This window comes from Delftia sp. CH05 (genome assembly GCF_009827015.1).
Lineage (GTDB): Bacteria > Pseudomonadota > Gammaproteobacteria > Burkholderiales > Burkholderiaceae_C > Comamonas > Comamonas tsuruhatensis.
Genome location: NZ_WUMG01000002.1, coordinates 154,271 through 180,539, shown reverse-complemented (window position 1 = coordinate 180,539; position 26,269 = coordinate 154,271). Strand labels below are relative to the sequence as shown.

Below are 26,269 nucleotides of genomic sequence, written 5' to 3'. Positions count from 1 at the left end.
GAATCAGCGCCTGTCCCGCAGAGCCCGTGCTTTGCCGCCACCCCCAACCAAGATAGGAAACATCCCATGGCAATGCGCCGCACCCTGTTGTCCAGCCTGGCCGCCTGCGCCGCCACCGCTCTTCTGGCTCCCGCCGCTTGGGCCCAGGGCCCGGCGGCCGACTATCCCAGCCGTCCGATCCGCCTGGTCGTGCCGTTCGGAGCCGGTGGCTCCACCGACATGGTGGCGCGCCTGCTGGCCGAGAAGATGAGCGTGATCCTCGGCAAGTCGGTGGTGGTGGACAACCGCGGCGGGGCCGGCGGCTCCATCGGCGCTTCCGAAATCGCGCGTGCCGCGCCGGACGGCTACACCATCGGCATGGCCACGGTGAGCACGCACGGCTCCAACCCGGCGATCTTCCGCAAGCTGCCCTATGACCCGATCAAGGACTTCGCGCCCATCACCAATGTGATGTCGGTGCCCAGCGTATTCGTGGTCAACGCCAGCGTGCCCGCCAAGACCATGAAGGAGTTCATCGCCCTGGCCAAGGCCAACCCGGGCAAGTACAGCTTTGCCTCGCCGGGCACGGGTTCGCTTGGCCACGCCAATATCGAGAACTTCATGAACCTGGCGGGCATCGACCTGCTGCACATCCCCTACAAGGGCGCGGGCCAGGCCATCACCGATGCGCTGGGCGGCCAGGTCAACGCCATGACGGACAACCTGCCCTCCACGCTGCCCCACATCAAGGACGGCAAGCTGCGCCCGCTGGCCGTGCTGGCCTTCAAGCGCGCCGACGTGCTGCCCGACGTGCCCACGTACACCGAGCTGGGCTTTGCGCAGATGGGCGATGGCGGCTGGTTCGGCCTGGTTGCGCCGGCCGGCACGCCGCGCCCCATCATCGACAAGCTCAATGCCGCCGCGCACAAGGCCATGGCCATGCCTGACTACCTGGAAAAGCAAAAATCCATCTCGGGCGAATCCATGGGCAACACGCCCGAGGAATTCGCCAAGCAGATCAAGGCCGCCATCGAGCGCTACACGGCCGTGGCCAAGCGCGCCAACATCAAGCTCGACTGATGGACCGCATGGCTCAGTCGGATTTTCTGCGCCCCCGGCCGGACACCCCGGTCGTGGTGCATCCCGCCACCGGCGAGGTGCTGCCCATCGTCTGCGACTCGCCGCACAGCGGCACCTCCTATCCCGAGGATTTCGGCCATGCCGTGCCCATGTCCCTGCTGCGCCGTGGCGAGGACACGCATGTGGCCGCGCTCTGGGACCAGTGGCCCGCGCATGGCGCGACGCTGATCGAGGCCACCTTTCCGCGCACCTACATCGACCCCAACCGCAGCGAGGCCGACCTGGACCCGGCCCAGATCGACGGCCAGTGGCCCGTGCCCCTGGCGCCCAGCGTCAAGACGCGCCAGGGCCTGGGCCTGATATGGCAGCGCATCAGCCGCGACGGCGTGGCAACGCCGCTGTATGGCCGTCCGCGCACGGTGGCCGAGGTGGAGCACCGCATCGCGCGCTACTGGCGCCCCTACCATGCGGCGCTGGCGCAGGCCATCGATGGCAGCGTGCAGCGCTTTGGCGGCGTCTGGCACCTGAACCTGCACTCCATGCCCAACGATGTCTACAAGCGCCTGGGCCGTACCGACGCGCCGCCGCTGGCCGACTTCGTGCTGGGCGACCGCGACGGCACGACCTGCGCGCCCGAGTTCATCCAGCTGGTGGGCGAGACGCTGGCGGGCTTTGGCTACAGCGTGGCCTACAACGAGCCCTACAAGGGCGTGGAGCTGATCGGGCGCATAGGCCAGCCGCACCTGGGCCGGCACAGCCTGCAGATCGAGATCCGCCGCCCGGTCTACATGGACGAGGACACGCGCGAGCCCAATGCGGGATTCGAGCCGCTGCGCGGCCATCTGCGTGAACTGATGGCCGTGGTCGCGGCGCATGTGCGATCGGAAATGGCAAGGCGCGGCTAGCCCGGGCTGGCCGGATCACCGGGCACGGTCGGCGTGCCCGGCGTGCCCGGCGTACCTGTCACCACGGGTGCCGCCACCGAGGTGGTGGCCGGTGGCGACAGGTACAGGCCTGCGCCCTTGAGCGAGGCCAGGATGCTGAACAGCACATCGCTGCGCACGCCACCCGCATTGCGCGGATTGCCGACGTAGCCGATGGCCAGGAAGGTCAGCGTGCCGTTGGCGATGCCTTCGAGCTGCACCAAAGGCTCGGGCGTGTCCAGGATGCCTTCATGCGCGCGAAAGGCTTCCAGGATCAGGGTGCGCATGCGCTCGGCATCGGTGTCCAGCGGTGCGGGAAGGCGCAGCAGCACCCGCCCGGGCGCGCCGGCCAGCGTCATGTTGCGCACGGTCTTGGTGATGAATTCCGAGTTGGGCACGATGACGGTGGAGCGGTCGCCCAGCTGGATCTCGGTCGCGCGCACGTTGACGCGGCGCACGTCGCCCTCGGTATCGCCCAGCACCACCCAGTCGCCCACCTTGACGGGCCGCTCGGCCAGCAGGATCAGGCCAGAGATGAAGTTCTGCACGATGGCCTGCAGGCCGAAACCAATGCCCACCGACAGCGCGCTGGCCACCCAGGCGATGCGCTCCACGCTGATGCCCAGCCCCGCCAGCGCCACGGCCACCACGAAGATGCCGCCCACATAGCCCAGCAGCGTGGTGATGGAGCTGCGCATGCCAGGCTCCAGCGAGGTGTTGGGGAAGTAGCGGTCCGTCAGCCAGCGCTTGATCACGCGGATCACGATCAGGCCGGTGACGATCACCGCAAACGCGGTGAACAGGGCCTGCGGCGCCATGGTGAAGTCGCCCACCTTGAGACTGTGGTTCACCGTGCTGCCGCGGCGAAACACCTCGTCCGGCCCCGTGCCCAGCGGGGCCAGCAGGGCGATCACCATGTAGAACAGCAGGGCCACGCGCAACAGTCCCGAGACCAGGACCGAGGCCTGGTCCAGCAGCCGCCCCTCGATGCCCAGGCCCTGGTTCAGCCGGGTGCCGAAGCTGCCCTTGGACGACAGAAGGGCCTCGCACAGATCGTCGCCGAGCTGGAACAGCAGGTAGGTGGTGGCAAAGACCACGCCGGTCCACACCATCTGGCGTGCCAGCGTGCCGGCCAGCGCCACATAGCCGGTCACGGCCAGTGCAATGGTGGCAATGCTGGCCATCGCCGCGCAGGCCACGAGCAGTCCCACCCACAAGGGCCGGGGCGGCGCGGGCTCCGCCTGGGCGCCGTCTTCCTGCGCCACTGGCGCCGGCGCGCGCAGATGCCGCAGGGCCAGCATGACCACGGCCGAAATCAGCAGGGCCGACAGGGCGTGCACCGTGACCTCGGCGGCCAGGCTGGCGCCGATGATGGCGTTGACCTCGGTCACCAGGCCGTTGATCGCGGCACCTGCCGCAATCCACCAGGGGTAGGGGCTGAGCCGCTCGGCCAGCTCGTCCGACACGCCGGGCAGGCGCCATGAGCTGCGCTTGCGCGACAGCAGGGTCTGGCCCAGCGACACCACGAAGGCGCCGAACAGCGTGACCTGCACGCTGGCCTTGGCCAGCGCGTCCAGCGATTCGCTGAAGCCATCGCCGGCCTTGAGCACGCTCCAGGCCAGCTGCGCCGCCAGGCCGATCAGCAGCGTGTTGATCACCACCGTGGCTGCCGCGCGCAGCGAGCGGCGCAGGCGGCCGCTGGGCAGGCGTGCGGGCGCGGCGCGCACCAGCAGGCGCTCGGCCAGCCAGGGGCCGAGCAGGGCGATCAGCAAGGCAGCGGCCAGGCTGGCGATAAAGCCGCCCCGGCGATCGGAGGCCAAGGTAGAGCTCACCGATTGGCGCAGCTCGCGCCCCAGCCCCTGCAGGCGCGCCGCGTCCAGGGGCGCGGCGGTGCTCAGATTGCGCCAGAAGGGGCGGCCCAGCGGTGAATCGGTGCGGGCCGTCAGCGCGGCCTGGAATTGCTCGCGGCGCTGGCGTATCAGCTCGTTGCCGCGCTGGTCGGCATCGACCGACACCAGCCGCGCGAGTTTGAGTTCGGAATCCACGGCACTGCGTTGCTTGGCCAGGCTGGCGCGCTGCTCGGCCACATCGGGCGCATCGGCGGGGGCGCCTTTTTCGGGTGCCGGTCCCAGGCCGGCCAGGCGCGAATCGATATCGGCCAGTTCCTCGGTGCGGCGGGCCGCCACCTGGTCGGCTGCCGTGCCAATGGCTGCAGCCTCGTCCAGCAGCTTGCGGCCGTCATCGTCCTCGGCCAGCTTGCGGGGAATGGCGTCCAGCTGCTTGCGCAGATCGTCTACGCTGGGAAGGGCGGGCCGGCCGTCTTCTGCGGTCGCGCCCGCGGCTGTGGCGCCGTCCTGGGCCTGGGCCGGGCCGGGTGCAGACAGGAGCAGCATCGCCAGAGCCATCAGCCAGATGGCCAGGCATGGGCGAAGGGCCTGTGCCCACGTGGGGCGCTGCGGAAGAGGGCTGCAGGGCGGTGTCATGGACGCACATTGTGCGGCGGGCCGCTGCAGCGGTTGTTTCCAAAGGTCCGGCCCCGCCAGCCGGCAGCCGTCTCAGCGCGATGCGGGACTGAACATATCGACACGGTCGGTGATGACGCCGTCCGTGCCCAGGTCGATCAGGCGCTGTGCGGCCCATTCGTCGTTGACCGTGTAGCTGCTGCAGCGCAGGCCCGCGCCATGCACCTTGGCGACCAGGGCTGCATCCCACAGCGCGTGGTTGAGCACCATGGCTGCGCAGCCCAATTCCAGCGCGGTGCGCAGGTCGGCGTCGCCCGTGGCGTCTGCCAGCCTGTCCACCAGCAGGCCGCGCGGAATGTGGGGCGCCGTGTCGCGTGCGCCCTTGAGGGCATCGGTCTTGAACGAGGTGAACAGCGGCGGGACCCGGTCCTGGGACCAGATGCGGTTCATCAGCTCGCCCGTGGCGCGGCCCGTGGCCTCTTCCTGGCCCGGCGTGGGCTTGATCTCCACGTTCAGGAAAAAGTGGTTGGCCAGGCACCAGCGCGCCAGGGCTTCCAGCGTGGGCAGGGCCTCGCCCGCGTAGGCGCGCGAGTGCCAGCTGCCGGCGTCGAGCTGGGCGATCTCGCCCATGGACAGGTCGCCACCCGTGCCGTGGCCGTTGGTGGTGCGCTCCAGCGTGGCGTCGTGCATCAGGAACAGCACGCCGTCGGCAGACAGCTTGGCATCGCACTCGAACATGCGATAGCCGTGCGCGGCGCCCAGGCGGAAAGCGGCCATGGTGTTTTCGGGCGCCAGCTTGCCGGCGCCACGGTGGGCCACCCACAGGGGGTAGGGCCAGGATTTCAGGTTCTCGGTCATGGCGAGTCCGTCAAAAGAAGGGAGCTTGGATGGAAAAAGAGAGCCTCTGGGGCTCTCTTGGAAAAGGTCGGAGAGCCGGCCTTCAGGGGATCAGATCCGCTTGCCGCTTTCTGCGTCGAACCAGTGCAGGCGACGCTCTTCGGAAGGACGCACGCGCATGGTCTCGCCGGACTTGGGGAAGGGCGCGCCTTCGTCGATGCGTACCGTCATCGTCTCGCCATTGAGCGAACCATAGACCAGGCGCTCGGCGCCCAGCATTTCCACGGTGTCCACCTTGATTTCCCAGCCGCCTTCGTTGACGACGACCAGGTGCTCGGGGCGGATGCCCAGGATGCGGCCGGTCGTGCCGCCGGGCGCGTTCTTGAGCAGGTTCATCGGGGGCGAGCCGATGAAGCTGGCCACGAAGGTGGAGGCGGGCGTGTGGTAGACCTCTTCGGGCGTGCCGAACTGCTCCATCACGCCGCCGTTCATGACGATCATGCGCTGGGCCAGGGTCATGGCCTCGACCTGGTCGTGGGTCACGAACAGGCTGGTGATGCCCAGCTCGGCGTGCAGCTTCTGGATCTCGATGCGGGTCTGGCCGCGCAGCTTGGCGTCCAGGTTGGACAGCGGTTCGTCGAACAGGAAGACCTTGGGCTGGCGCACGATGGCGCGGCCCATGGCCACGCGCTGGCGCTGGCCACCCGACAGCTGGCGCGGCTTGCGGTCCAGCAGGTGCGACAGCTCCAGGATCTTGGCGGCCTTGTCCACGCGGCGCTTGATCTCCTCGGGCGGCACCTTGGCGATCTTCAGGCCGTAGGCCATGTTCTCGTAGTTCGACATATGCGGGTACAGCGCATAGTTCTGGAACACCATGGCGATGTCGCGCTTGGCCGGTTCCACGTCGTTGACGACCTTGTCGCCGATCAGCAGTTGGCCGTCGGAGATCTCTTCCAGGCCCGCCACCATGCGCAGCAGGGTGGACTTGCCGCAGCCCGAAGGGCCGACGATGACGACGAACTCGCCGTCCTGGATTTCGGCGTTGACGCCGTGCAGTACCTGGTTGGCCGACGGGCCGTGGCCGTAGCGCTTGATCAGGTTGCGAAAGGAAATGGATGCCATACGAAGATTCTGGTTGAGTCGCAGAGCGAAGGGCGCTGGCGCTTGCTCTGCGGGGTTCTATACGGTGGGTGGGGGCGGTGGACGGCTTACTTTTCGGTGTCCACCAGGCCCTTGACGAACCAGCGCTGCATCAGGATCACCACGGCAGCGGGCGGCAGCATGGCCAGCAGGGCCGTCGCCATCACCACGTTCCAGTCGTTGCCGGTATCGCCGCTGGCCACCATGCGCTTGATGCCGATGACCACGGGGTACATGTCTTCCGAGGTGGTCACGAGCAGCGGCCACAGGTACTGGTTCCAGCCGTAGATGAACTGGATCACGAACAGCGCCGCGATCGAGGTCTTGGACAGCGGCACCAGCACATCCTTGAAGAAGCGCATGGGGCCGGCGCCATCGATGCGGGCGGCCTCCACCAGCTCGTCCGGCACCGTCAGGAAGAACTGGCGGAACAGGAAGGTGGCCGTGGCCGAGGCGATCAGCGGAATCGTCAGGCCGGCGTAGCTGTTGAGCATGCCCAGCGTGGAGACGACTTCGTAGGTGGGGCCGATGCGCACTTCCACGGGCAGCATCAGGGTCACGAAGATCAGCCAGAAGCAGATCTTCTTGAACGGGAAGCGGAAGTACACCAGTGCGAAGGCCGACAGCAGCGAGATCGCGATCTTGCCCACGGTGATCACCATGGCCGAGACGAAGCTTATCCACATCATGCGTGCCACGGGCGCGCTGGAGCCAGGGCCCGAGCCGCCGAACAGCGCGGCCTTGTAGGTTTCCCAGAAGTTGCTGCCGGGCACCAGGGGCATGGGCACCTGGATGATGTCCTGCGGCGTGTGCGTGGAGGCCACGAAGGCCAGGTACAGCGGAAAGCCGACAATCAACACGCCCAGCACCATGATCAGGTGCGAGAAAAAGGTCAGAAGAGGACTGCGTTCAACCATGATCAGTACTGCACTTTCTTCTCAACATAGCGGAACTGGATCACGGTGAGTGCAACCACGATCACCATCAGCACGACGGATTGGGCGGCCGAGCCGCTCATGTCCATGGCCTTGAAGCCATCGTGATAGACCTTGTAGACCAGGATGGAGGTGTCCTGGCCCGGACCGCCCTGGGTCGTGGCGTCCACGATGCCGAAGGTGTCGAAGAAGGCATAGACCACGTTCATCACCAGCAGGAAGAACGTGGTGGGCGACAGCAGCGGGAACTGGATGTCCCAGAAGCGGCGCATGGGGCCCGCGCCGTCGATGGCGGCGGCCTCGATCAGCGACTTGGGGATGGACTGCAGGCCCGCAAGGAAGAACAGGAAGTTGTAGGAGATCTGCTTCCAGATCGCGGCGATGACGATGAGCGTCATGGCGTTGCCGGAGTTCAGCAGGTGGTTCCAGTCATAGCCGATCATGCGCAGCGCATAGGCCACGACGCCGATGGACGGCGAGAACATGAACACCCACAGCACGCCTGCCACGGCGGGCGCCACCGCATAGGGCAGCAGCAAGGCGGTCTTGTAGGCGAGCGCACCCTTGATCACGCGGTCCGCAAAAATGGCCAGCATCAGCGACAGCGCGATGCCGAACACCGCCACCAGCAGGGAAAAGATGGCCGTGGTCTTGAACGAGGCCAGGTAGGCAGGGTCATCCAGCAGATGCTGGAAGTTGGCGAAGCCCACCCATTCGGTGGAAAAGCCAAACGTATCCTGCGCCTGGAAAGACTGCACGATGGCCTGGCCTGCGGGCCAGAAAAAGAAGACCAGCACGATGACCATCTGTGGTGCTATCAGCAGCCACGGCAGCCAGGCGGATCGAAAAAGAACGCGTTTTTCCATGACGGAACTCGGTAGAACAAAACAGCCCGCAAACCGGATGGCCGTGGGGCCGCCGGTTGCGGGCCTGTGATGCACGGTGCGGGCTGCCTGCGCAGCGGCCACGCCGCAGATCACATGGGAGGATTACTTGTTGGCCCGGGCGAAGCGGCCCAGTTGCTCGTTGCCACGGGTGACAGCGGTGTCCAGTGCCTGCTGGGGAGTCTTCTTGCCGGTCCAGATCTGTTCGGTTTCCTCATCGATGATGGTGCGGATCTGAACGAAGTTGCCCAGGCGGATGCCGCGCGACTTGTCGGTGGTCTTGCGAATCATCTGCGTCACGGCGGTGTCGGTGCCGGGATGCTTTTCGTAGAAGCCCGAAGCCTCGGTCAGCTTGTACGCAGCGGTGGTCACGGGCAGGTAGCCGGTGCGCTGGTGGCTGGCGGCCTGGATCTTGGTGTTGTTCAGGAAGTTGAAGAAGTCAGCCACGCCCTTGTAGCGTTCGGCGCTCTTGCCAGCCATCACCCACAGGGAAGCACCGCCGATGGCCGTGTTCTGGGGGGCGCCCTTCACATCGGCGTAGTAGGGCAACTGCGACTGGCCGAAGGCGAACTTGCCTTCCTTGACCACGCGGGCGTACAGGCCGGAGGAGCCCGTGATCATCGCGCACTCGCCGGAAGCGAAGGCGGCGTCGGGCACGTTGCCGCGGCCCTTGTAGACGAAGCTGCCGTCCTTGGCGGCCTTGGCCAGGTTCTCGAAGTGCTTGACGTGCAGCGGCGAGTTGAACACCAGCTTGGCATCGGTGCCGTCAAAGCCGTTGTTCTTGGTTGCGTACAGGGTGTTGTGCCACAGCGAGAAGCTCTCCAGCTGGGTCCAGCTCATCCAGCTCGTGGTCAGTGCGCAGCGGTGGCCCGAGGCCTTGAGCTTTTCAGCGGCGGCGAACACTTCGGGCCAGGTCTTGGGCGGCTTGTTCTCGTCCAGGCCAGCCTTCTTGAAGGCGTCCTTGTTGTAGTAGAAGATGGTGGTCGAGCTGTTGAGCGGGTAGCTCATCATCTGGCCGTTGGGGGCGGTGTAGTAGCCGGCCACAGCGGAGATGTACTCGCCCTGGTCGAACTTGAAGCCGCCGTCGTTCATGACCTTGGTGACCGGAACCACGGCACCCTTGGAGGCCATCATGGTGGCCGTGCCCACTTCGAAGACCTGCAGGATGTCAGGTGCATTGCCGGCGCGGAACGCGGCGATGGCAGCTGTCATGGACTCGTCATACTGGCCCTTGTAGGTCGGCACGATCTTGTACTGGGTCTGGCTGGCGTTGTACTCCTTGGCCAGGTCGTTCACCCAGTCGCCCAGGGCCGCGCTCATCGAGTGCCACCACTGGATTTCGGTTTGGGCTTGTGCCGAGATGGTGGTGGCCGCGATCGCGGCCGCCATGGCCAGTTGCTTCAGTTGCATGAGGACTCCTCTAGTTCGGTGACGGTTTCAGACCGCTGCCACGGTAAGGCAGGGGCATGACATGTCTGTGTCATTGTTTTCGGATGCTTCTTACCGCACTACAGGCCAAACCCGGTGAGCCGCTGGTCCCGTATGTCAGTCGTGTGACAAAAAATGACACGCGAAGCGGCGCTATTTTAGGTCAATACCATTTCGTTTCAAAAGCACGGGTTGTTCGTATTGGCTCGTTTGTGCTCTTTCTGTATAAGGCCGGTTCGCCGGGGCGTGTCTGCCCCGTGGTGTTGGCGAGGGCTGGCGTCTCAGGGCAAGACGGCGAGCCGCCCAGAGCCCCGTAGGAAGCGGGCCTTCGAGGGGCTCGCTTAAAATTGCGCTCCCACTTGGCTTAGCGGCGCCCCTAGAGCGCCAGACACGGTCTACCCCCATGAATGTACCGATTGCGTTGGCGGCCCTGCAGGCACAGGCAGCCGAACCTGCACGTCTGCGAGAGATTCCCTACAACTACACCTCGTTTTCCGATCGCGAGATCGTGATCCGCCTGCTGGGTACTTCCATGTGGGATGTGCTCAACCAGCTGCGCCAGGAGCGGCGCACGGGCCGCTCCGCCCGCATGCTCTACGAGGTGCTGGGGGACATCTGGGTCGTCCAGCGCAATCCCTACCTGCAGGACGACCTGCTGCACAGCCCCGATCGCCGCAAGGCGCTGGTGGAAGCACTGGAGCACCGCCTGGGCGAGATCGACAAGCGCCGTGCTCCGCAGCAGGACCCCGTGCGCGATGCGCTGGTGGGCCAGCTGGTGGATGCGGCGCGCCGCGCCGTGCATGAGTTCAACGCCACCTTCGTCGAGGCCGAGCAACTGCGCCGCCGGGTGCAAAAGAGCCTGGGCCGCCACACGGCCAAGGACAACATCAAGTTCGACGGCCTGTCGCGCGTGGCCCATGTGACGGACGCCACCGACTGGCGCGTCGAGTACCCCTTCGTCGTGCTCACCCCCGATACCGAAGCCGAGATGGCCGCCCTGGTGCGTGCCTGCATCGAGCTGCGCCTGACCATCATTCCGCGCGGCGGCGGCACGGGCTACACGGGCGGCGCGATCCCGCTGACCTGGCGCAGCGTGGTGATCAACACCGAAAAGCTCGAGGCCATGACGGAGGTGGAGATGCGCCGCATCCCCGGCGTGGACCACGAGGTGCCCACCATCTTCACCGAGGCCGGAGTGGTCACGCAGCGCGTGGCCGATGCGGCCGAGCGCGCGGGCTTCGTCTTCGCCGTGGACCCCACATCGGCCGAGGCCTCGTGCATCGGCGGCAACGTCGCCATGAATGCGGGCGGCAAGAAGGCCGTGCTCTGGGGCACGGCGCTGGACAACCTGGTGTCCTGGCGCATGGTCACGCCCGATGCGCAGTGGCTGGAAGTCACGCGCGTGGGCCACAACCTCGGCAAGATCCATGACGCCGAGATGGCCAGCTTCGAGCTGCAGTACTTCGAGGCCGACGGCAAGACCCCCATCCGCAGCGAGCGGCTGGACATTCCCGGCCAGAAATTCCGCAAGGAAGGCCTGGGCAAGGACGTGACCGACAAGTTCCTGTCGGGCCTGCCCGGCATCCAGAAGGAAGGCTGCGACGGCCTGATCACCAGCGCGCGCTGGGTGGTGCACCGCATGCCCGAGCACACGCGCACGGTCTGCATGGAGTTCTTCGGCAACGCCAAGGACGCCGTGCCCAGCATCGTCGAGATCAAGGACTTCATGTTCGCCGAGCAAAAGCGCTCGGGCGTGCTGCTGGCCGGCCTGGAGCACCTGGACGACCGCTACCTGAAGGCCGTGGGCTACGCCACCAAGAGCAAGAAGGGCAACGGCCATCTGCCCAAGATGGTGCTGCTGGGCGACATTGCCGGCGACAACGCCGACGATGTGGCCCGCGTGGCCGCCGAGGTGGTGCGCATCGCCAACTCGCGCAACGGTGAGGGCTTCACCGCCGTCAGCGCCGAGGCGCGCAAGAAATTCTGGCTGGACCGCAAGCGCACGGCCGCCATCTCGCGCCACACCAACGCCTTCAAGATCAACGAAGACGTGGTGATCCCGCTGCCCCGCATGTGGGAGTACACGGACGGCATCGAGCGCATCAACATCGAGCTGTCGCTGCGCAACAAGCTCAAGCTGTGCGACGCGTTGACGGACTTCTTCCAGCACGGCGACCTGCCCCTGGGCAAGCAGGACGATGCGGGCGACATCCCTTCGGCCGAACTGCTGGAGGACCGCGTGCAGCAGGCCCTGGCCCTGGTGGCCGACGTGCGCACGCTGTGGCAGGGCTGGCTGGACAACGTGGAAAACCTCTTCCAGCAACTGCAGGATCACACGCTGCGCGCGAGCTGGAAGACCCAGCTGAAGGCGCCCATGGCCCAGATCTTCGCGGGCGCGGCCTTCCAGCCGCTGCTGGCCGAAGTCAACGCCATTCACCAGCGCGTGCTCAAGGGCCGTGTCTGGGTGGCGCTGCACATGCACGCCGGCGACGGCAACGTGCACACCAACATTCCGGTCAACAGCGACGACTACGAGATGCTGCAGACCGCCCATGAGGCCGTGGCGCGCATCATGGTGCTGGCCCGCCATCTGGACGGGGTGATCTCGGGCGAGCACGGAATCGGCATCACCAAGCTGGAATTCCTCAGCGACGACGAACTGGCGCCCTTTGCCGCCTACAAGCAGCGCGTGGACCCCGAAGGCCGCTTCAACAAGGGCAAGCTGATCCGCAACGAGAAGCTGCAGGCCGTGGTGGGCCAGAGCCATGACGGCCGCTCGCCGCGCGAATCGCTGATGTTCGCCGACCTGACCAACGCCTACACGCCCAGCTTCGGCCTGATGGGGCACGAGTCGCTGATCATGCAGCAAAGCGACATCGGCGCCATTGCCGACTCGGTCAAGGACTGCCTGCGCTGCGGCAAGTGCAAGCCCGTGTGCGCCACCCATGTGCCGCGCGCCAACCTGCTGTACAGCCCGCGCAACAAGATCCTGGCGACCTCGCTGCTGGTCGAAGCCTTTCTGTACGAGGAGCAGACGCGCCGCGGCGTGTCGCTGCGCCACTGGCAGGAGTTCGAGGACGTGTCGGACCACTGCACGGTCTGCCACAAGTGCTTCAACCCCTGCCCGGTGAAGATCGACTTCGGCGACGTGACCATGAACATGCGCAATCTGCTGCGCAAGATGGACAAGAAGAGCTTCCGGCCCGGCAACAAGCTGGCCATGGCCATGCTCAACGCCACCAATCCGGACACCATCAAGTTCATGCGCTCGGCCATGGTCGGCGTGGGCTTCAAGGCCCAGCGCCTGGCCTCCGACGTGCTCCACAGCCTGGCCAGGAAGCAGACCCAGCATCCGCCGGCCTCGGTGGGGCGCGCGCCGCTCAAGGAGCAGGTGATCCACTTCGTCAACAAGAAGCTGCCGGGCGGCCTGCCCAACAAGACGGCGCGTGCCCTGCTGGACATCGAGGACAAGGACTACGTGCCCATCATCCGCAGCCCGCAGACCACGAACGCGGACACAGAGGCGGTGTTCTACTTCCCCGGCTGCGGCTCCGAGCGCCTGTTCAGCCAGGTGGGCCTGGCCACGCAGGCCATGCTCTGGCATGCCGGCGTGCAGACCGTGCTGCCACCGGGCTACCTGTGCTGCGGCTATCCCCAGCGCGGCAGCGGCCAGTTCGACAAGGCCGAGAAGATGATCACGGACAACCGCGTGCTCTTCCACCGCGTCGCCACCACGCTCAACTACCTGGACATCAAGACCGTGGTGGTCAGCTGCGGCACCTGCTACGACCAATTGCAGGGCTACGAGTTCGGCAAGATTTTCCCGGGCAGCCGCATCATCGACATCCACGAGTACCTGCTGGAAAAGGGCGTGACGCTGCAGGGCAAGGAGGGCTACCTCTACCACGACCCCTGCCACTCGCCCATGAAGCTGCAGGACCCCATGAAGACCGTCAAGGCCCTGGTCGGCGACGGCGTGATCAAGAGCGAGCGCTGCTGCGGCGAATCGGGCACGCTGGGCGTCACGCGCCCCGACATCTCCACGCAGATCCGCTTCCGCAAGGAAGAGGAACTCAAGAAGGGCGAGGCCGCGCTGCGCGCCAGCGGCGCCCTGGCCGAGAAGGACAACGTGAAGATCCTCACCAGCTGCCCCAGCTGCCTGCAGGGCCTGTCGCGCTACGGCGGCGACATGAACAACGGCCTGCTGGAGGCCGACTACATCGTGGTCGAGATGGCGCGCCAGATCCTGGGCGAGAACTGGATGGCCGAATATGTTCAGCGCGCCAACGCCGGCGGCATCGAACGGGTTCTGGTCTGATGGCTGCTTCCGCTTCCTGCCCCCTGTGCGCCACAGAAGGCGGCCTGCCCGTCTGGCGCGGCCGGCGCCTGCGAGTGATCCGCGCCCAGGAAGAGGGCTTCCCGGCCTTCTACCGCGTGGTCTGGAATGCGCATGTGGCCGAGTTCTCCGACCTGGATGCCGCCGACCGCCAGCACTGCATGGATGCCGTGGTCGTGGTCGAGCGCGTCTTGCGTGAGCGCCTTGCGCCGGCCAAGATCAACCTGGCGGCGCTGGGCAACATGGTGCCGCACCTGCACTGGCATGTGGTTGCGCGCTTCGAATGGGACAGCCATTTCCCGGGCTCGGTCTGGGCTGCTGCCCAGCGCCCGCGCAATGGCGAGCGCGAGGCCGAGGTGGCAGCGCGCTTGCCAGCCATAGAAACGGCGCTGTCGCAGGCATTGGATGCCTGGCAGCAGCACCCCGCCACTGAATGAGGAGCACCGCATGGCCGGCCTGACCCCTGACACCCCAACTCCCGAAGCCCTGACCGTGCACGGCGCATCGCGCGTGCTGGAAGTGGCCTATTCCGATGGCGCAAGCTTTCGCATTCCCTTCGAGCTGCTGCGCGTGTACTCCCCCTCGGCCGAGGTGCAAGGCCATGGCCCGGGCCAGGAAGTGCTGCAGACCGGCAAGCGCGACGTGGCCATCACGGCCATCGAGCCCGTGGGCAACTACGCCATCAAGCCCTTCTTCAGCGACGGGCATGAAAGCGGCCTGTACACCTGGGAATACCTCTACGAACTGGGCCGCCGCCAGGACGAGTTCTGGGCGCAGTACCTGGACCGGCTACAGGAGTCCGGCATGGACCGCGACACGCCCATGCCCGGCAAGGCCGGCGGCGGCGGGCACGGCTGCGGCAGCCACTGACGCAGTACGCATGCAGGGGCCGGGGCGCGGCGTCTGCCGCGCCGTTCCCACAGCGCCACATTCAGGACCTTTGCACAGCACAGGGTTATTGGGGGTGGTGCTATATTAAAAATAGCTTGAAAGTCTTTGTTTGAAGGCGTTTCAAGCTGTTTGTTCTTGATAACCCTTGCCCGGCAAAGCCCGTGGCCACACGGGGTTGTCGCTGTACGCATTACTACTGCTTGCTTAGCATCGTTGTTATGAGCACCACACATTTCGGATTCCAGTCGGTGGACGAGCGCGAGAAGGCCAGCCGCGTGCGCGGCGTGTTCGACTCGGTCGCTTCGCGCTACGACGTCATGAACGACCTGATGTCGGGTGGTCTGCACCGTGCCTGGAAGGCCTATACGGTGATGGTGGCCAACCTCAAGGAAGGCGACAAGGCGCTGGACATCGCGGGCGGCACGGGCGACCTGGCCCTGGCCTTCGCCAAGAAGGTCGGCTCCACCGGCCAGGTGGTGCACACCGACATCAACGAAGCCATGCTGCGCGTGGGCCGGGACCGGCTGATCAACAAGGGCGTGATCCTGCCCACCATGGTCTGCGATGCCGAGGCCCTGCCGTTTCCGGACAACCATTTCGATCTGGTCAGCGTGGCCTTCGGCCTGCGCAACATGACGCACAAGGATGCGGCGCTCAAGGAAATGAACCGCGTCCTGCGCCCCGGCGGCAAGCTGCTGGTGCTGGAATTCTCCAAGGTGGCCAAGCCCCTGGAGAAAGCCTACGACTGGTACTCCTTCAAGATTCTTCCGGCCATGGGCAAGCTCGTGGCGGGCGATGACGCCAGCTACCGCTATCTGGCCGAGTCCATCCGCATGCACCCCGGCCAGGAAGATCTCAAGCGCCTGATGCAGGAATGCGGCTTCGGCCATGTGGACTATCACAACATGACGGGCGGCATTGCCGCGCTGCATGTGGGAATCAAGTGCTGAGCGCGTGAGGTGCTCGGTGAGGTGACGGCAACACGATTATTCGAGGAGATGACATGAAAAAGCTATGGTCTATGGTCTTGGTCGCGATGCTGGTGGTGGTCCACGGCACGGCCGACGCCAAGCGCATGGGCGGTGGCGGATCGGTGGGCAAGCAGTCGAGCAACGTGACGCAGCGTGAAGCCGCGCGCGCGCCGACACAGAACACGCCGCCGCAGAACGCCGCCACACAGAACGCTGCAGGCAAGCCGGCCACTGCACCGGCAGCCGCTCCCGCCAAGAAGCCCTGGGGCGCCATGCTTGGCGGCCTGGCCGCTGGCCTGGGCCTGGCCTGGCTGGCGAGCTCGCTGGGCCTGGGCGCCGCCTTCGGCCAGTTCCTGCTGATCGGCCTGCTGGCCCTGGTCATCATGGTGGTGGTGGGCATGGTCATGCGTTCGCGCCGTGCAGCGGCTGGCGCGCAGCAGGCATCGTCCAGCCCCTTTGCCTTCCAGAACGCAGCGCCTGCCGGTGCCGGCAATATCGGTGGCAACGTGGACAGTGCACCGCTGGCACGCCAGTACAACCCCGAGAAGGTCGGCAACGACGCATCGGCCCGCCCCTGGGAGCAGAACCATCAGCCGGCCGCCCTGGCTGCAGGCTCGGGCTCCGGCGTGCAGATCGGCTCGGCCCTGGCAGGCTCGCAGAACTGGGGTGTGCCTGAAGGCTTCGATACCGAGGGCTTCCTCACCGCTGCCAAGCGCAACTTCGTCACGCTGCAATCGGCCTGGGACCGCTCCGACATCGCGTCGCTGCGCGCCATGATGACCGACGAGATGCTGACCGAGATCCGTGGCCAGCTCAGCGAACGCGAGGCCCAGCGTCCCGGCCAGCCCAACCAGACCGACGTGGTCATGATCGACGCCCAACTGCTGGGCATCGAGGACCTGGGCAATGACTATATGGCCAGCGTGGAATTCTCGGGCATGATCCGCGAAGACGCCTCGGCAGGTCCCACGCCCTTCCGCGAAGTCTGGAACATGACCAAGCCCAAGAGCGGCAGCAGCGGATGGCTGGTCGCCGGAGTCCAGGCATTGCAGTAATTCCTCTCACTTCGGGAATAATCGGGGACTATGGCAACACAGTCCCCTTTTTCTTTCCTGAACGGCCTCATGGAACGCGTGATGGCCGGCCCGCAACCGCCGCAATGGCTGGTCAGCGAGGTGCATCAGCGCATCGTGCTGTTCCTCAACCATGTGCTGATGCAGGAAAAGGAGGCCACCGAGCGCCTGGTGCGGCAAAAGGGCCGCGTGGCGCGCGTGCAGTGGCGCGGCTACTCCATGGCCCTGCAGATCACGCCGGCCGGCCTGTTCAACGTGGCGCCTGAAGACGCGCAGCCCGATCTGCTGCTCGAAGTGACCGAGACCTCCGCACTGGCCCTGGCCCAGGTGGCCCTGCGCGGCGACAAGCCCTCCATCCGCATCGAAGGCGACGTGCAACTGGCCGCCGACATCAACTGGCTGGTGGACCACGTCGAATGGGATGTGGAGGAAGACCTCGCCCGCATCATCGGCGATGCGCCCGCGCACACCGTGGCCAAGGTGGCCCGCAGCGCTGCCCAGGCACTGCGCCAGTTCGTGGGCACCCGCATGGCCGGCAAGCCCGATGCCGATGCCCCCGCCCCTGAAGCCGCACGTTCGGCAGCGCCCGCCAGCGCGCCCGTTGGTTCCCCCGTGGTGTCCCTGCCCGGTTTCGAGAACGACAAGCCATGAGCCGGTTTCTTCGCGGGCTGACCATCCTCTGGGTGGTGTTCCGCTACGGACTCGACGAGCTGGTGCTGTCGAGCTTCGAGCATCCCTGGATGCGCCGCGCACGCGCGGTGCTCACCCTGGGCCGCCGGCTGGACAAGCCGCGCGGCCAGCGCCTGCGCGAGGCGCTGGAGGAGCTGGGCCCCATCTTCGTGAAGTTCGGTCAGGTGCTGTCCACGCGCAGCGACCTGATGCCGCCCGACGTGGCCGAGGAGCTGGCCCGGTTGCAGGACCGCGTGCCGCCCTTCGATTCGCAGATTGCGGTGGACACCATAGAGCGTGCCTTCCGCAAGAAGCTGGACCAGATCTTCGTGAGCTTCGAGCGCGAGCCGGTGGCCAGTGCCTCCATCGCGCAGGTGCACTTTGCCGTGATCAGCGACCGCAACGGCGTGCAGCGCGATGTGGCCGTCAAGGTGCTGCGCCCGGGCATGAAGGCCGTGATCGACAAGGACCTGGCGCTCATGCACATGATGGCGCGCTGGGTCGAGCGCCTGTCGGCCGACGGCAAGCGCCTCAAGCCCCGCCAGGTCGTGGCCGAGTTCGACAACTACCTGCACGACGAGCTGGACCTGATCCGCGAAGCCTCCAACGCCGCGCAGCTGCGCCGCAACATGGAAGGCCTGGACCTGGTGCTGATCCCCGAGGTGTACTGGGATTTCTGCCGCAACGACGTGATGGTCATGCAGCGCATGAAGGGCGTGCCCATCAGCCAGGTCGAGCGCTTGCGCGAGGCCGGGGTCGACATCCCCAAGCTCGCACGCGACGGCGTGACCATCTTCTTCACCCAGGTGTTCCGCGACGGTTTCTTTCACGCCGACATGCACCCGGGCAACATCATGGTCAGCCTGGAGCCCGAGACCTTCGGGCGCTACATCTCGCTGGACTTCGGCATCGTCGGCACGCTGACCGAGTACGACAAGGAATACCTGGCGCAGAACTTCACGGCGTTCTTCCGCCGCGACTACAAGCGCGTTGCCGAGCTGCACATCGAAAGCGGCTGGGTGCCGCCGAGCACGCGCGTGGACGAGCTGGAAGCCGCCATCCGCGCGGTGTGCGAGCCGTATTTCGACCGTCCGTTGGCAGAGATCTCGCTGGGCATGGTGCTGATGCGCCTGTTCCAGACCTCGCGCCGCTTCCATGTCGAGATCCAGCCGCAGCTGGTGCTGCTGCAAAAGACGCTGCTCAACATCGAAGGCCTGGGCCGCCAGCTGGACCCCAATCTGGACCTGTGGAGCACCGCCAAGCCCTTCCTCGAAAAATGGATGCTGGACCAGATGGGCCCGCAGCGGCTGTGGCGCGAGCTGCAGGCCGAGGCGCCGCGCTACGCCAAGCTCATTCCCGAGCTGCCGCGCCTGATCCATCGCCGGCTCACGCGCAACTCTGGCGAGCACGACGAACTGCTCAAGGAACTGCTGCAGCAGCAAAAGCTCACCAACCGCCTGCTTCAGGCCATCGTCAGCGCGGGCATAGGCTTTGTGATCGCGCTGATCCTGCTGCAACTGGTGGTGCGCCTGCGCTGGTACTGAGAACACCGACGGGTTTCAAGCCCTCTGACTTTTCCCACTTTGAATCAGGAGTGCCAGCGTGCTGCTCTCAATGGTGATCGCCTACCTGTTCGTGACCATAGCCATTGGCCTGTGGGCGGCCAGACGGGTCAAGAACACGGCCGACTTTGCAATTGCCGGGCGCCATCTGCCCATGTACATGATCATCACCACCACGTTTGCCACGTGGTTCGGCTCGGAGATCGTGCTGGGCGTGCCCGCCAAGTTCATCGAGGGCGGCCTGCGCGGCGTGGTCGAGGACCCGTTCGGCGCGGGCATGTGCCTGATCCTGGTGGGCTTGTTCTTCGCGGGCAAGCTGTACCGCATGACGCTGCTGACCATCAGCGACTACTACCGCCACCGCTATGGGCGCTCTATCGAGATCGTCTGCTCGCTGATCATCATGCTCAGCTACCTGGGCTGGGTCTCGGCCCAGGTCACGGCGCTGGGCCTGGTTTTCAACCTGCTGTCGGGCGGCACGGTCAGCATTCCCGTGGGCATGGCCATCGGCGTGGTGTCCATCCTGGCCTACACGCTGTTCGGCGGCATGTGGTCGGTGGCCGTGACCGATTTCCTGCAGATGATCATCCTCGTGGTCGGACTCGTGGTGCTGGCCTGGTTTGCGGGCGACATGGCCGGTGGTGCCGACAAGGTCATCGACTTGGCCGTGAGCCGCGACCTGTTCCAGTTCTGGCCCGAACCCAGCTGGCATGACATCCTCTTCTTCTTTGGCGCAGCCATCACCATGATGCTGGGCTCCATCCCCCAGCAGGACGTGTTCCAGCGCGTGATGTCGGCCAACAGCGAAAAGGCCGCCACGCGCGGTACCGTCATCGGCGGCACGGCCTATATCTTCTTTGCCTTCGTGCCCATGTTCCTGGTGACCAGCGCGCTGATCATCATGCCGCAGGAGGCGGCGGAACTGCTCGGGCAGGACCCGCAGAAGGTGTTGCCCACCCTGGTCATGGACAAGATGCCCTTCGTCATGCAGGTGCTGTTCTTTGGCGCGCTGCTGTCGGCCATCAAGTCCTGTGCCTCGGCCACGTTGCTGGCACCCAGCGTGACTTTCACCGAGAACATCTGGCGCCAGTTCCGCACCCAGGCCAGCGACCGGGAAATGCTGCTGGCCATGCGCATCAGCGTGCTCGTCTTCAGCATCTGCGTGCTGGCCTACTCGATCAAGATGGAAGGAACGCCCATCTATGAGTTGGTCTCCAGCGCCTACCAGGTGCCGCTGGTCGGTGCCTTCGTGCCGCTGGTCTTCGGGCTGTACTGGAAGCGCGCCACCACGCAGGGCGCCATTTGCGCCGTGGCACTGGGCATTGGCGTGTGGGTGGTCTTCATGGCCACGCCGGCTTTGCACGAGGCATTTCCGCAGCAATTGGCGGGACTGCTGGCGGCTGTGACGGGGATGTTGGCCGGGTCACTGGCACCCCAGTGGCTGGCCAATCGCAGCGCAGACATTCTTGAGTTCAGGCCCGAAAGGTAAACGCATGCCTGAATGTGACCTGGAAAACAATTGATCACAATTATCGATAGTTATTTTCTATAAAGTTGGCGCTTGGGATCATGGAGGTCCCAAGATGCTGACATGTGCGGTATGAAGCACAGATCCTGACAGTACGGCGGACCTCCGAAATCAAACGCTTGGGAGGAAGCACTGTCATGAGAACACTGGAACTGATTGCGAAGACTTGCCGGCTGAGGCTGCGGACTGCTGCCGGCGTCCGATTGCGATGGGGAGGGCTTGGAGGCGCCTTGCTTGTGCCAGCCCTGTGCGGCCAGGTGGCAATGGCTGCACCGAGGATCCCGGTCGCGCCGGTCATCGTCTGGAGCGAGGATTTCGAAAACCCGCAGACACCCCCCATCGCCACGGAGGGGCGGGATCTGCTGGCCTACCAGGGCGCGGCCCCTGCGGGGCAGATGTATACCGCCGACTCGCTGTACCAGATGAGTGCCAACCAGTGCAATGGCATAGTCACGTCCTTCAACCAGGATCCAACTTCGGCGACGATGAGTGCGGCCTGCGGTTCACAAGGCAATTGGAACAGCCTGCAGCAGATGGCGGAGGTCGCAGGGCGCTATCAGGGCCAGAGTGCGGCGGATGCGGTCAAAAATCACGTCATGGCGATGCTTACAGCGAATGGGACCTATCCTGCTGGCGCAATTGCCTTTCGCACCAAGGCCAATATTCCGCAAAGTTCCGACAGCAGGTTCCTCACGGCCCGTGCCGATGTGGTGGCGAACTTCTGCTCGTCAGGATTCGTCGCTCCGTTGCTGCGTTTTTCTCTTGTCAATGATGCTAATGCGGAACTGCCCATCTCCATGAACGCTGTCGACCCATGCGTGGATGGTGTGTCGTTCAATACGATACCTATCGGTATTGGGATCATCCAAACGGCCAAGGCCCAGACAGTTACCTCTCCCGGAGCCCTGCTCTTCAGCGGGAACTCTGTCGGGTTTGTTCTCCGCAATGAACAGACCAGCTCCATGGGCAACGATTCGTCGATCGACAACGCGCAGATCATCGACGTGACGCCGCAGCTGGACAAGGCCTTCTCGCCTGCCAGCATCCAACTCGGGCAGGTCTCCCGGTTGACCATGACCATCACCAATACGACCGATCTGCTGCGCAAGCAAGGCTGGTCGTTTACCGACAACCTGCCTGCAGGACTGGTTGTCGAGGGCAATGCCAGCACCACCTGCCCCGGCACGAACGTGCAGGCAGCAGCAGGGGGCAGTACCGTGACTGTGTCCAACGGAGACCTGGCCCAGGGCGCCGCCTTTTGCGAGGTGAGCCTCGACGTGCGTCCGACCGCGACAGGCAGCTTCACCAACGGTCCTTCCAACCTCTCCCTGATCGGCCTGAACCAGCCGGCCACACTGGTTGTGCTGGCGGTTGAGCCAACGGCCGACATGCAGGCCACCTCCATCACGCTTCCCACGACCATGACGGTGGGCGCACCAGTATCCGGCAGCTTCAGCTGCACCAATGCCGGCCCCAGTGAGGCCACGGCGGCCTCGTGCGTGATCTCCGGCCTGCCCGCCGGGGCGACCACGTCCTGCACACCCAGCGTTCCTACAGGATCGCCGCTGGCTTCGGGCTCCGTCATTGACTGCACGGTGGCCTTCACACCCACAGCGGGCGGAATATTCACGGCCCTGGTCACTGCCGGCAGCGGCACGCCGGATCCGATGCCTGCCAACAATACGACCTCGCGCTCCTACAGCGTCGGGGAGCGGGCCGACATGCAGGCCACCTCCATCACGCTTCCCGCGACCATGACGGTGGGCGCGCCGGTGTCCGGCAGCTTCAGCTGCACCAATGCCGGCCCCAGTGAGGCCTTGGCGGCCTCGTGCGTGATCTCCGGCCTGCCCGCCGGGGCGACCACGTCCTGCACACCCAGCGTTCCCACGGCCTCGCCATTGGCATCGGGCGGCAGCATTGCCTGCACGGTGCAGTTCACGCCCACCACAACGGGCACCATCGCGGCCTTGGTGACGGCGAGCAGCAGCACGGTGGATCCGGTGCCGGCCAACAACACCAAGGCCCACCCCTTCAACCCCGTGGAGCGGGCCGACATGCAGGCCACCAGCGTCACGCTGCCGGCCACCGCCAACGTGGGTGTTCCCGTGAAGGGCTCTTTCGTCTGCACGAATGCCGGCCCCAATGCGGCGGCCTTTGCCAATTGTTCCATCGCAGGGCTGCCGGCAGATGCCAGCACCTCATGCACGCCTGCGGTGCCGACAGGCACGCCGCTGGCCTCGGGTGCAAGCATTGCCTGCACGGTGAGCTTCACGCCCACCACGCAGGGCAGCCTCACAGCCACCGTGACGGCAGTCAGTGGAACCACGGACCCGGAGCCGGCCAACAATTCGCGTGACCAGGAGTTGGTGGTTGCTGCCGCGTTGGCGCCGGAGCCGGTCCCCGCCACCGGGGTGCCTGCCCTGGTGCTGATGGGCCTGGCCGTCATGCTGGCGGGCCTGGGAACGCAGCGAGGCCGGGTACGGCGCTGAGCACGGATGCGGCAAGCCCCCGGCAGCGGGGGCGGTCGGGCCTGATGGAATGCCAGTCTCCGCGACTGGCATTTCTCATTGGAGGCCACCAGTTGCCGGCCCTGTACGCGCGCCTTGTGGCCTGCCCCGCCTGGGCCATTGGGCTTGAGACAGCCGCAGTATCGGACGGATGCCTATAATCGAAAGTTTTGCATCTTCCCTCGTATTAGCATTAGCGCCATGCCTATTTATGCATACAAGTGTGGCTCCTGCGGTCATGCCAAGGACGTGCTGCGGAAAATCTCGGATGCCCCGCTGACGACCTGTCCGGCCTGCGGGGCCGAGACCTTCTCCAAGCAGCTGACAGCTGCCGGCTTCCAGCTCAAGGGCTCGGGCTGGTATGCGACCGACTTCAAGAACAGCGGTGGCAAGAGCGCCGCCGCACCGGCTCCCGCAGCCGATGCTCCTGCCTCGGATACTTCTGCCGCACCAGCGGCAACTGCGTCCGCGCCCGCTGCGGCCCCTGCATCTGCCTCCGCGCCCGCAACGGCCTATTGATCAAGGCTTGCATTTCATGTCCGCTCTGCGCAAATGGCTGTTCGCCGGCCTGCTGGTGATCGTTCCGCTGGTGATCACGCTGGGCGTGCTCAACTGGATCATCGGCACGCTCGACCAGACGCTGACCATCCTGCCCGAGGCCTGGCATCCGGATCGGTTGCTGGGCTTCCATATCCCCGGCTTCGGTGTCGTGCTGACGCTGCTGATCCTGCTCGTGGTCGGTGCGGCTGCCAGCAACTTCATCGGCCGCAAGCTCGTGTCCTGGGGCGATGCGGTGGTCAGCCGCATTCCTGTGGTGCGCTCCATCTATTCCAGCGTCAAGCAGGTGTCCGATACCGTGTTCTCGGACAGCGGCAATGCGTTTCGCACCGCCGTGCTGGTGCAGTGGCCGCGTGAAGGCGTCTGGACCGTGGCCTTCGTCACCGGCTCGCCCAGCGGGGAGGTTGCCGCCTACCTGCGCGACGAATACCTGAGCGTCTTCGTGCCGACCACGCCCAACCCTACGGGCGGCTATTTCGTCATCGTTCGCAAGAGCGATTGCATCGAACTGGAAATGAGCGTGGATGCCGCGCTCAAGTACATTGTTTCCATGGGCGTGGTGACTCCACCGGATCTCGCAGTGCCCGCGGAACCCAAATAACAAACTGTCGCGCCCTTGCCGGGCGCAGGAAGCTTTTCATCATGGCCATGCGCTCCCACTACTGCGGTCTCGTGACCGAAGCCCTGATGGGCGAAACCGTTACCCTGTGCGGCTGGGTGAACCGTCGCCGCGACCATGGCGGTGTGATCTTCATCGACCTGCGCGACCGCGAAGGCTATGTGCAGGTGGTCTGCGATCCCGATCGCGCCGAGATGTTCAAGACCGCCGAAGGCCTGCGCAACGAGTTCTGCGTGCAGGTCAAGGGCCTGGTGCGCGCACGTCCCGAAGGCACGACCAACGACAAGCTCAAGAGCGGCCAGATCGAAGTGCTGTGCCATGAGCTGAACGTGCTCAACGCCTCGGTCACCCCGCCGTTCCAGCTGGACGACGAGAACCTGTCCGAGACCGTGCGCCTGACCAACCGCGTGCTGGACCTGCGCCGCCCCTACATGCAGCGCAACATGATGCTGCGCTACCGCACGGCCATCCAGGTGCGCAACTTCCTGGACAAGGAAGGCTTCATCGATATCGAAACGCCCATGCTGGGCAAGAGCACGCCCGAAGGCGCGCGCGACTACCTGGTGCCCAGCCGCGTGCACGACGGCGAGTTCTTCGCCCTTCCGCAGTCGCCCCAGCTGTACAAGCAGATGCTGATGGTGGCCGGCTACGACCGCTACTACCAGATCACCAAGTGCTTCCGCGACGAAGACCTGCGCGCCGACCGCCAGCCCGAGTTCACGCAGATCGACTGCGAGACCTCGTTCCTGGGCGAAGAGGAAATCCGCGCCATCTTCCAGCGCATGATCACCGAGGTCTTCAAGACCCAGCTGAACGTGGATCTGGGCGAGTTCCCGATGATGACGTACCAGGAAGCGGCCTTCCGCTTCGGCTCGGACAAGCCCGACCTGCGCGTCAAGCTCGAGTTCACCGAACTGACCGAGGTCATGAAGGACGTGGACTTCAAGGTGTTCTCCACGCCCGCCACGACCAAGGGCGGCCGCGTGGTGGCACTGCGCGTGCCGGGCGGCTCGCAGATCTCGCGCGGCGAGATCGACCAGTACACCGAATTCGTCAAGATCTACGGCGCCAAGGGCCTGGCCTGGATCAAGGTCAACGAAGTGGCCAAGGGCCGCGATGGCCTGCAGTCGCCCATCGTCAAGAACCTGCATGACGCAGCCCTTGCCGAAATCCTCAAGCGCACGGGTGCACAGGACGGCGACCTCATCTTCTTCGGCGCCGACAAGGAAAAGATCGTCAACGACTCCATCGGCGCGCTGCGCCTGAAGGTGGGCCACAGCGACTTCGGCAAGGCCAACGGCCTGTTCGAGGACCGCTGGGCGCCGCTGTGGGTGGTGGACTTCCCCATGTTCGAGCACGACGAGGAAAACGACCGCTGGGCGGCCGTGCACCACCCGTTCACCTCGCCCAAGGATGGCCACGAGGAACTCATGGTCACCGATCCGGGCAACTGCCTGGCCAAGGCCTACGACATGGTCCTGAACGGCTGGGAGCTGGGCGGCGGCTCGGTGCGTATCCACCGCGCCGACGTGCAGAGCAAGGTGTTTGACGCGCTCAAGATCTCGCCCGAAGACGCACGCGCCAAGTTCGGCTACCTGCTGGACGCGCTGCAGTACGGCGCCCCCCCGCACGGCGGCCTGGCCTTCGGCCTGGACCGCCTGATCACGCTGATGACGGGCGCCGACTCCATCCGCGACGTGATCGCCTTCCCCAAGACCCAGCGCGCCCAGGACCTGCTGACGCAGGCACCTTCGCCCGTGGACGAAAAGCAGCTGCGCGAGCTGCACATCCGCCTGCGCAATCCGCTGGCGGCCACGCAGGGCTGAGGAGCAGGCTTCACGGCTTGACAGGAACGGCAGGAGCTGGCGCAGCTTCTGCCGTTTTTCT

20 protein-coding genes are annotated in these 26,269 nt (G+C 65.5%); 14 read left to right on the top strand and 6 right to left on the bottom strand.

Going from position 1 to position 26,269, the window contains the following annotated elements; translation table 11 throughout:
- Positions 1-66 precede the first annotated feature (66 nt).
- Together GRX31_RS02640 and GRX31_RS02635 are read left to right on the top strand one after the other, a co-directional pair.
- Positions 67-1,059: a tripartite tricarboxylate transporter substrate binding protein BugE gene (locus GRX31_RS02640; protein WP_016445661.1), complete on the top strand. Its 993-nt coding sequence runs from the start codon at positions 67-69 to the stop codon at positions 1,057-1,059.
- On the top strand, positions 1,059-1,964 hold the full coding sequence (locus tag GRX31_RS02635) for an N-formylglutamate amidohydrolase (protein WP_160851353.1): 906 nt from the start codon (positions 1,059-1,061) through the stop codon (positions 1,962-1,964). The genes GRX31_RS02640 and GRX31_RS02635 overlap by 1 nt, the downstream gene beginning before the upstream one ends.
- Here GRX31_RS02635 and GRX31_RS02630 read toward each other — a convergent pair.
- The 6 genes from GRX31_RS02630 to ugpB form a co-directional block, all read right to left on the bottom strand.
- Positions 1,961-4,387: a DUF3772 domain-containing protein gene (locus tag GRX31_RS02630; RefSeq protein WP_160851351.1), complete on the bottom strand. Its 2,427-nt coding sequence runs from the start codon at positions 4,385-4,387 to the stop codon at positions 1,961-1,963. The genes GRX31_RS02635 and GRX31_RS02630 overlap by 4 nt on opposite strands.
- A 150-nt stretch (positions 4,388-4,537) precedes the next feature.
- Positions 4,538-5,302, bottom strand: coding sequence for a glycerophosphodiester phosphodiesterase (gene ugpQ, locus GRX31_RS02625; RefSeq protein ID WP_034364049.1), 765 nt, complete (start codon positions 5,300-5,302; stop codon positions 4,538-4,540).
- 90 nt (positions 5,303-5,392) lie between these two features.
- The gene (gene ugpC / locus GRX31_RS02620; protein ID WP_034364052.1) at positions 5,393-6,403 is read right to left on the bottom strand and encodes a sn-glycerol-3-phosphate ABC transporter ATP-binding protein UgpC; all 1,011 of its coding nucleotides are present in this window, start codon (positions 6,401-6,403) and stop codon (positions 5,393-5,395) included.
- Between the two features lie 86 nt (positions 6,404-6,489).
- Positions 6,490-7,338 (bottom strand): sn-glycerol-3-phosphate ABC transporter permease UgpE, encoded by an 849-nt coding sequence (gene ugpE, locus GRX31_RS02615; RefSeq protein ID WP_016445666.1) that lies wholly within the window; start codon positions 7,336-7,338, stop codon positions 6,490-6,492.
- A gap of 2 nt (positions 7,339-7,340) precedes the next feature.
- A complete protein-coding gene (gene ugpA / locus GRX31_RS02610; protein WP_016445667.1) occupies positions 7,341-8,222 on the bottom strand; it encodes a sn-glycerol-3-phosphate ABC transporter permease UgpA in 882 nt (293 codons plus the stop codon).
- A 123-nt stretch (positions 8,223-8,345) separates the two neighbouring features.
- Entirely contained in the window at positions 8,346-9,650 is a 1,305-nt protein-coding gene (gene ugpB / locus GRX31_RS02605) for a sn-glycerol-3-phosphate ABC transporter substrate-binding protein UgpB (RefSeq protein WP_012207263.1), read from the bottom strand.
- A gap of 421 nt (positions 9,651-10,071) precedes the next feature.
- On the opposite strand from ugpB, the gene GRX31_RS02600 reads away from it, so the two are divergent.
- The 12 genes from GRX31_RS02600 (at position 10,072) to aspS (ending at position 26,208) form a co-directional block, all read left to right on the top strand.
- On the top strand, positions 10,072-13,986 hold the full coding sequence (locus tag GRX31_RS02600; RefSeq protein WP_016445668.1) for a DUF3683 domain-containing protein: 3,915 nt from the start codon (positions 10,072-10,074) through the stop codon (positions 13,984-13,986).
- Complete coding sequence (locus GRX31_RS02595) at positions 13,986-14,441, top strand: HIT family protein (protein ID WP_016445669.1); 456 nt, start codon at positions 13,986-13,988, stop codon at positions 14,439-14,441. Before GRX31_RS02600 ends, GRX31_RS02595 begins: the two co-directional genes overlap by 1 nt.
- Before the next feature lie 10 nt (positions 14,442-14,451).
- Positions 14,452-14,874: a gamma-butyrobetaine hydroxylase-like domain-containing protein gene (locus GRX31_RS02590; RefSeq protein ID WP_047217082.1), complete on the top strand. Its 423-nt coding sequence runs from the start codon at positions 14,452-14,454 to the stop codon at positions 14,872-14,874.
- A 239-nt stretch (positions 14,875-15,113) separates the two neighbouring features.
- On the top strand, positions 15,114-15,845 hold the full coding sequence (gene ubiE, locus GRX31_RS02585) for a bifunctional demethylmenaquinone methyltransferase/2-methoxy-6-polyprenyl-1,4-benzoquinol methylase UbiE (RefSeq protein WP_012207259.1): 732 nt from the start codon (positions 15,114-15,116) through the stop codon (positions 15,843-15,845).
- Positions 15,846-15,898: 53 nt separating this feature from the next.
- Positions 15,899-16,921 carry a Tim44 domain-containing protein gene (locus GRX31_RS02580; protein WP_016445672.1) on the top strand — a complete coding sequence of 341 codons (1,023 nt, stop codon included), beginning with the start codon at positions 15,899-15,901 and terminating at the stop codon, positions 16,919-16,921.
- 30 nt (positions 16,922-16,951) lie between these two features.
- Positions 16,952-17,590: a ubiquinone biosynthesis accessory factor UbiJ gene (locus GRX31_RS02575; RefSeq protein ID WP_043789765.1), complete on the top strand. Its 639-nt coding sequence runs from the start codon at positions 16,952-16,954 to the stop codon at positions 17,588-17,590.
- A complete protein-coding gene (ubiB, locus tag GRX31_RS02570; protein WP_016445674.1) occupies positions 17,587-19,152 on the top strand; it encodes a ubiquinone biosynthesis regulatory protein kinase UbiB in 1,566 nt (521 codons plus the stop codon). Before GRX31_RS02575 ends, ubiB begins: the two co-directional genes overlap by 4 nt.
- A 58-nt stretch (positions 19,153-19,210) precedes the next feature.
- Complete coding sequence (locus tag GRX31_RS02565) at positions 19,211-20,659, top strand: sodium:solute symporter family protein (protein ID WP_016445675.1); 1,449 nt, start codon at positions 19,211-19,213, stop codon at positions 20,657-20,659.
- A 176-nt stretch (positions 20,660-20,835) separates the two neighbouring features.
- Positions 20,836-23,187 (top strand): DUF7933 domain-containing protein, encoded by a 2,352-nt coding sequence (locus GRX31_RS02560; RefSeq protein ID WP_237426602.1) that lies wholly within the window; start codon positions 20,836-20,838, stop codon positions 23,185-23,187.
- Between the two features lie 219 nt (positions 23,188-23,406).
- Complete coding sequence (locus tag GRX31_RS02555; protein WP_046983864.1) at positions 23,407-23,724, top strand: FmdB family zinc ribbon protein; 318 nt, start codon at positions 23,407-23,409, stop codon at positions 23,722-23,724.
- A gap of 16 nt (positions 23,725-23,740) precedes the next feature.
- A complete protein-coding gene (locus GRX31_RS02550; protein WP_016445678.1) occupies positions 23,741-24,364 on the top strand; it encodes a DUF502 domain-containing protein in 624 nt (207 codons plus the stop codon).
- 41 nt (positions 24,365-24,405) lie between these two features.
- Positions 24,406-26,208 (top strand): aspartate--tRNA ligase, encoded by a 1,803-nt coding sequence (gene aspS, locus GRX31_RS02545; protein ID WP_016445679.1) that lies wholly within the window; start codon positions 24,406-24,408, stop codon positions 26,206-26,208.
- The last annotated feature ends 61 nt before the right edge of the window (positions 26,209-26,269 follow it).

Excerpts from the sequence above, each read along its gene's own strand:
- GRX31_RS02640 (WP_016445661.1), top strand. The coding sequence starts at position 67 with ATGGCAATGCGCCGCACCCTGTTGTCCAGCCTGGCCGCCTGCGCCGCC.
- ugpB (WP_012207263.1), bottom strand. The coding sequence starts at position 9,650 with ATGCAACTGAAGCAACTGGCCATGGCGGCCGCGATCGCGGCCACCACC.
- GRX31_RS02560 (WP_237426602.1), top strand. The coding sequence starts at position 20,836 with ATGAGAACACTGGAACTGATTGCGAAGACTTGCCGGCTGAGGCTGCGG.
- ugpE (WP_016445666.1), bottom strand. The coding sequence starts at position 7,338 with ATGGTTGAACGCAGTCCTCTTCTGACCTTTTTCTCGCACCTGATCATG.
- ubiB (WP_016445674.1), top strand. The coding sequence starts at position 17,587 with ATGAGCCGGTTTCTTCGCGGGCTGACCATCCTCTGGGTGGTGTTCCGC.
- ugpC (WP_034364052.1), bottom strand. The coding sequence starts at position 6,403 with ATGGCATCCATTTCCTTTCGCAACCTGATCAAGCGCTACGGCCACGGC.
- GRX31_RS02575 (WP_043789765.1), top strand. The coding sequence starts at position 16,952 with ATGGCAACACAGTCCCCTTTTTCTTTCCTGAACGGCCTCATGGAACGC.
- GRX31_RS02635 (WP_160851353.1), top strand. The coding sequence starts at position 1,059 with ATGGACCGCATGGCTCAGTCGGATTTTCTGCGCCCCCGGCCGGACACC.
- GRX31_RS02630 (WP_160851351.1), bottom strand. The coding sequence starts at position 4,387 with ATGGCTCTGGCGATGCTGCTCCTGTCTGCACCCGGCCCGGCCCAGGCC.
- GRX31_RS02550 (WP_016445678.1), top strand. The coding sequence starts at position 23,741 with ATGTCCGCTCTGCGCAAATGGCTGTTCGCCGGCCTGCTGGTGATCGTT.
- ugpA (WP_016445667.1), bottom strand. The coding sequence starts at position 8,222 with ATGGAAAAACGCGTTCTTTTTCGATCCGCCTGGCTGCCGTGGCTGCTG.
- GRX31_RS02580 (WP_016445672.1), top strand. The coding sequence starts at position 15,899 with ATGAAAAAGCTATGGTCTATGGTCTTGGTCGCGATGCTGGTGGTGGTC.
- ubiE (WP_012207259.1), top strand. The coding sequence starts at position 15,114 with ATGAGCACCACACATTTCGGATTCCAGTCGGTGGACGAGCGCGAGAAG.
- GRX31_RS02595 (WP_016445669.1), top strand. The coding sequence starts at position 13,986 with ATGGCTGCTTCCGCTTCCTGCCCCCTGTGCGCCACAGAAGGCGGCCTG.
- GRX31_RS02555 (WP_046983864.1), top strand. The coding sequence starts at position 23,407 with ATGCCTATTTATGCATACAAGTGTGGCTCCTGCGGTCATGCCAAGGAC.
- aspS (WP_016445679.1), top strand. The coding sequence starts at position 24,406 with ATGGCCATGCGCTCCCACTACTGCGGTCTCGTGACCGAAGCCCTGATG.
- ugpQ (WP_034364049.1), bottom strand. The coding sequence starts at position 5,302 with ATGACCGAGAACCTGAAATCCTGGCCCTACCCCCTGTGGGTGGCCCAC.
- GRX31_RS02590 (WP_047217082.1), top strand. The coding sequence starts at position 14,452 with ATGGCCGGCCTGACCCCTGACACCCCAACTCCCGAAGCCCTGACCGTG.
- GRX31_RS02600 (WP_016445668.1), top strand. The coding sequence starts at position 10,072 with ATGAATGTACCGATTGCGTTGGCGGCCCTGCAGGCACAGGCAGCCGAA.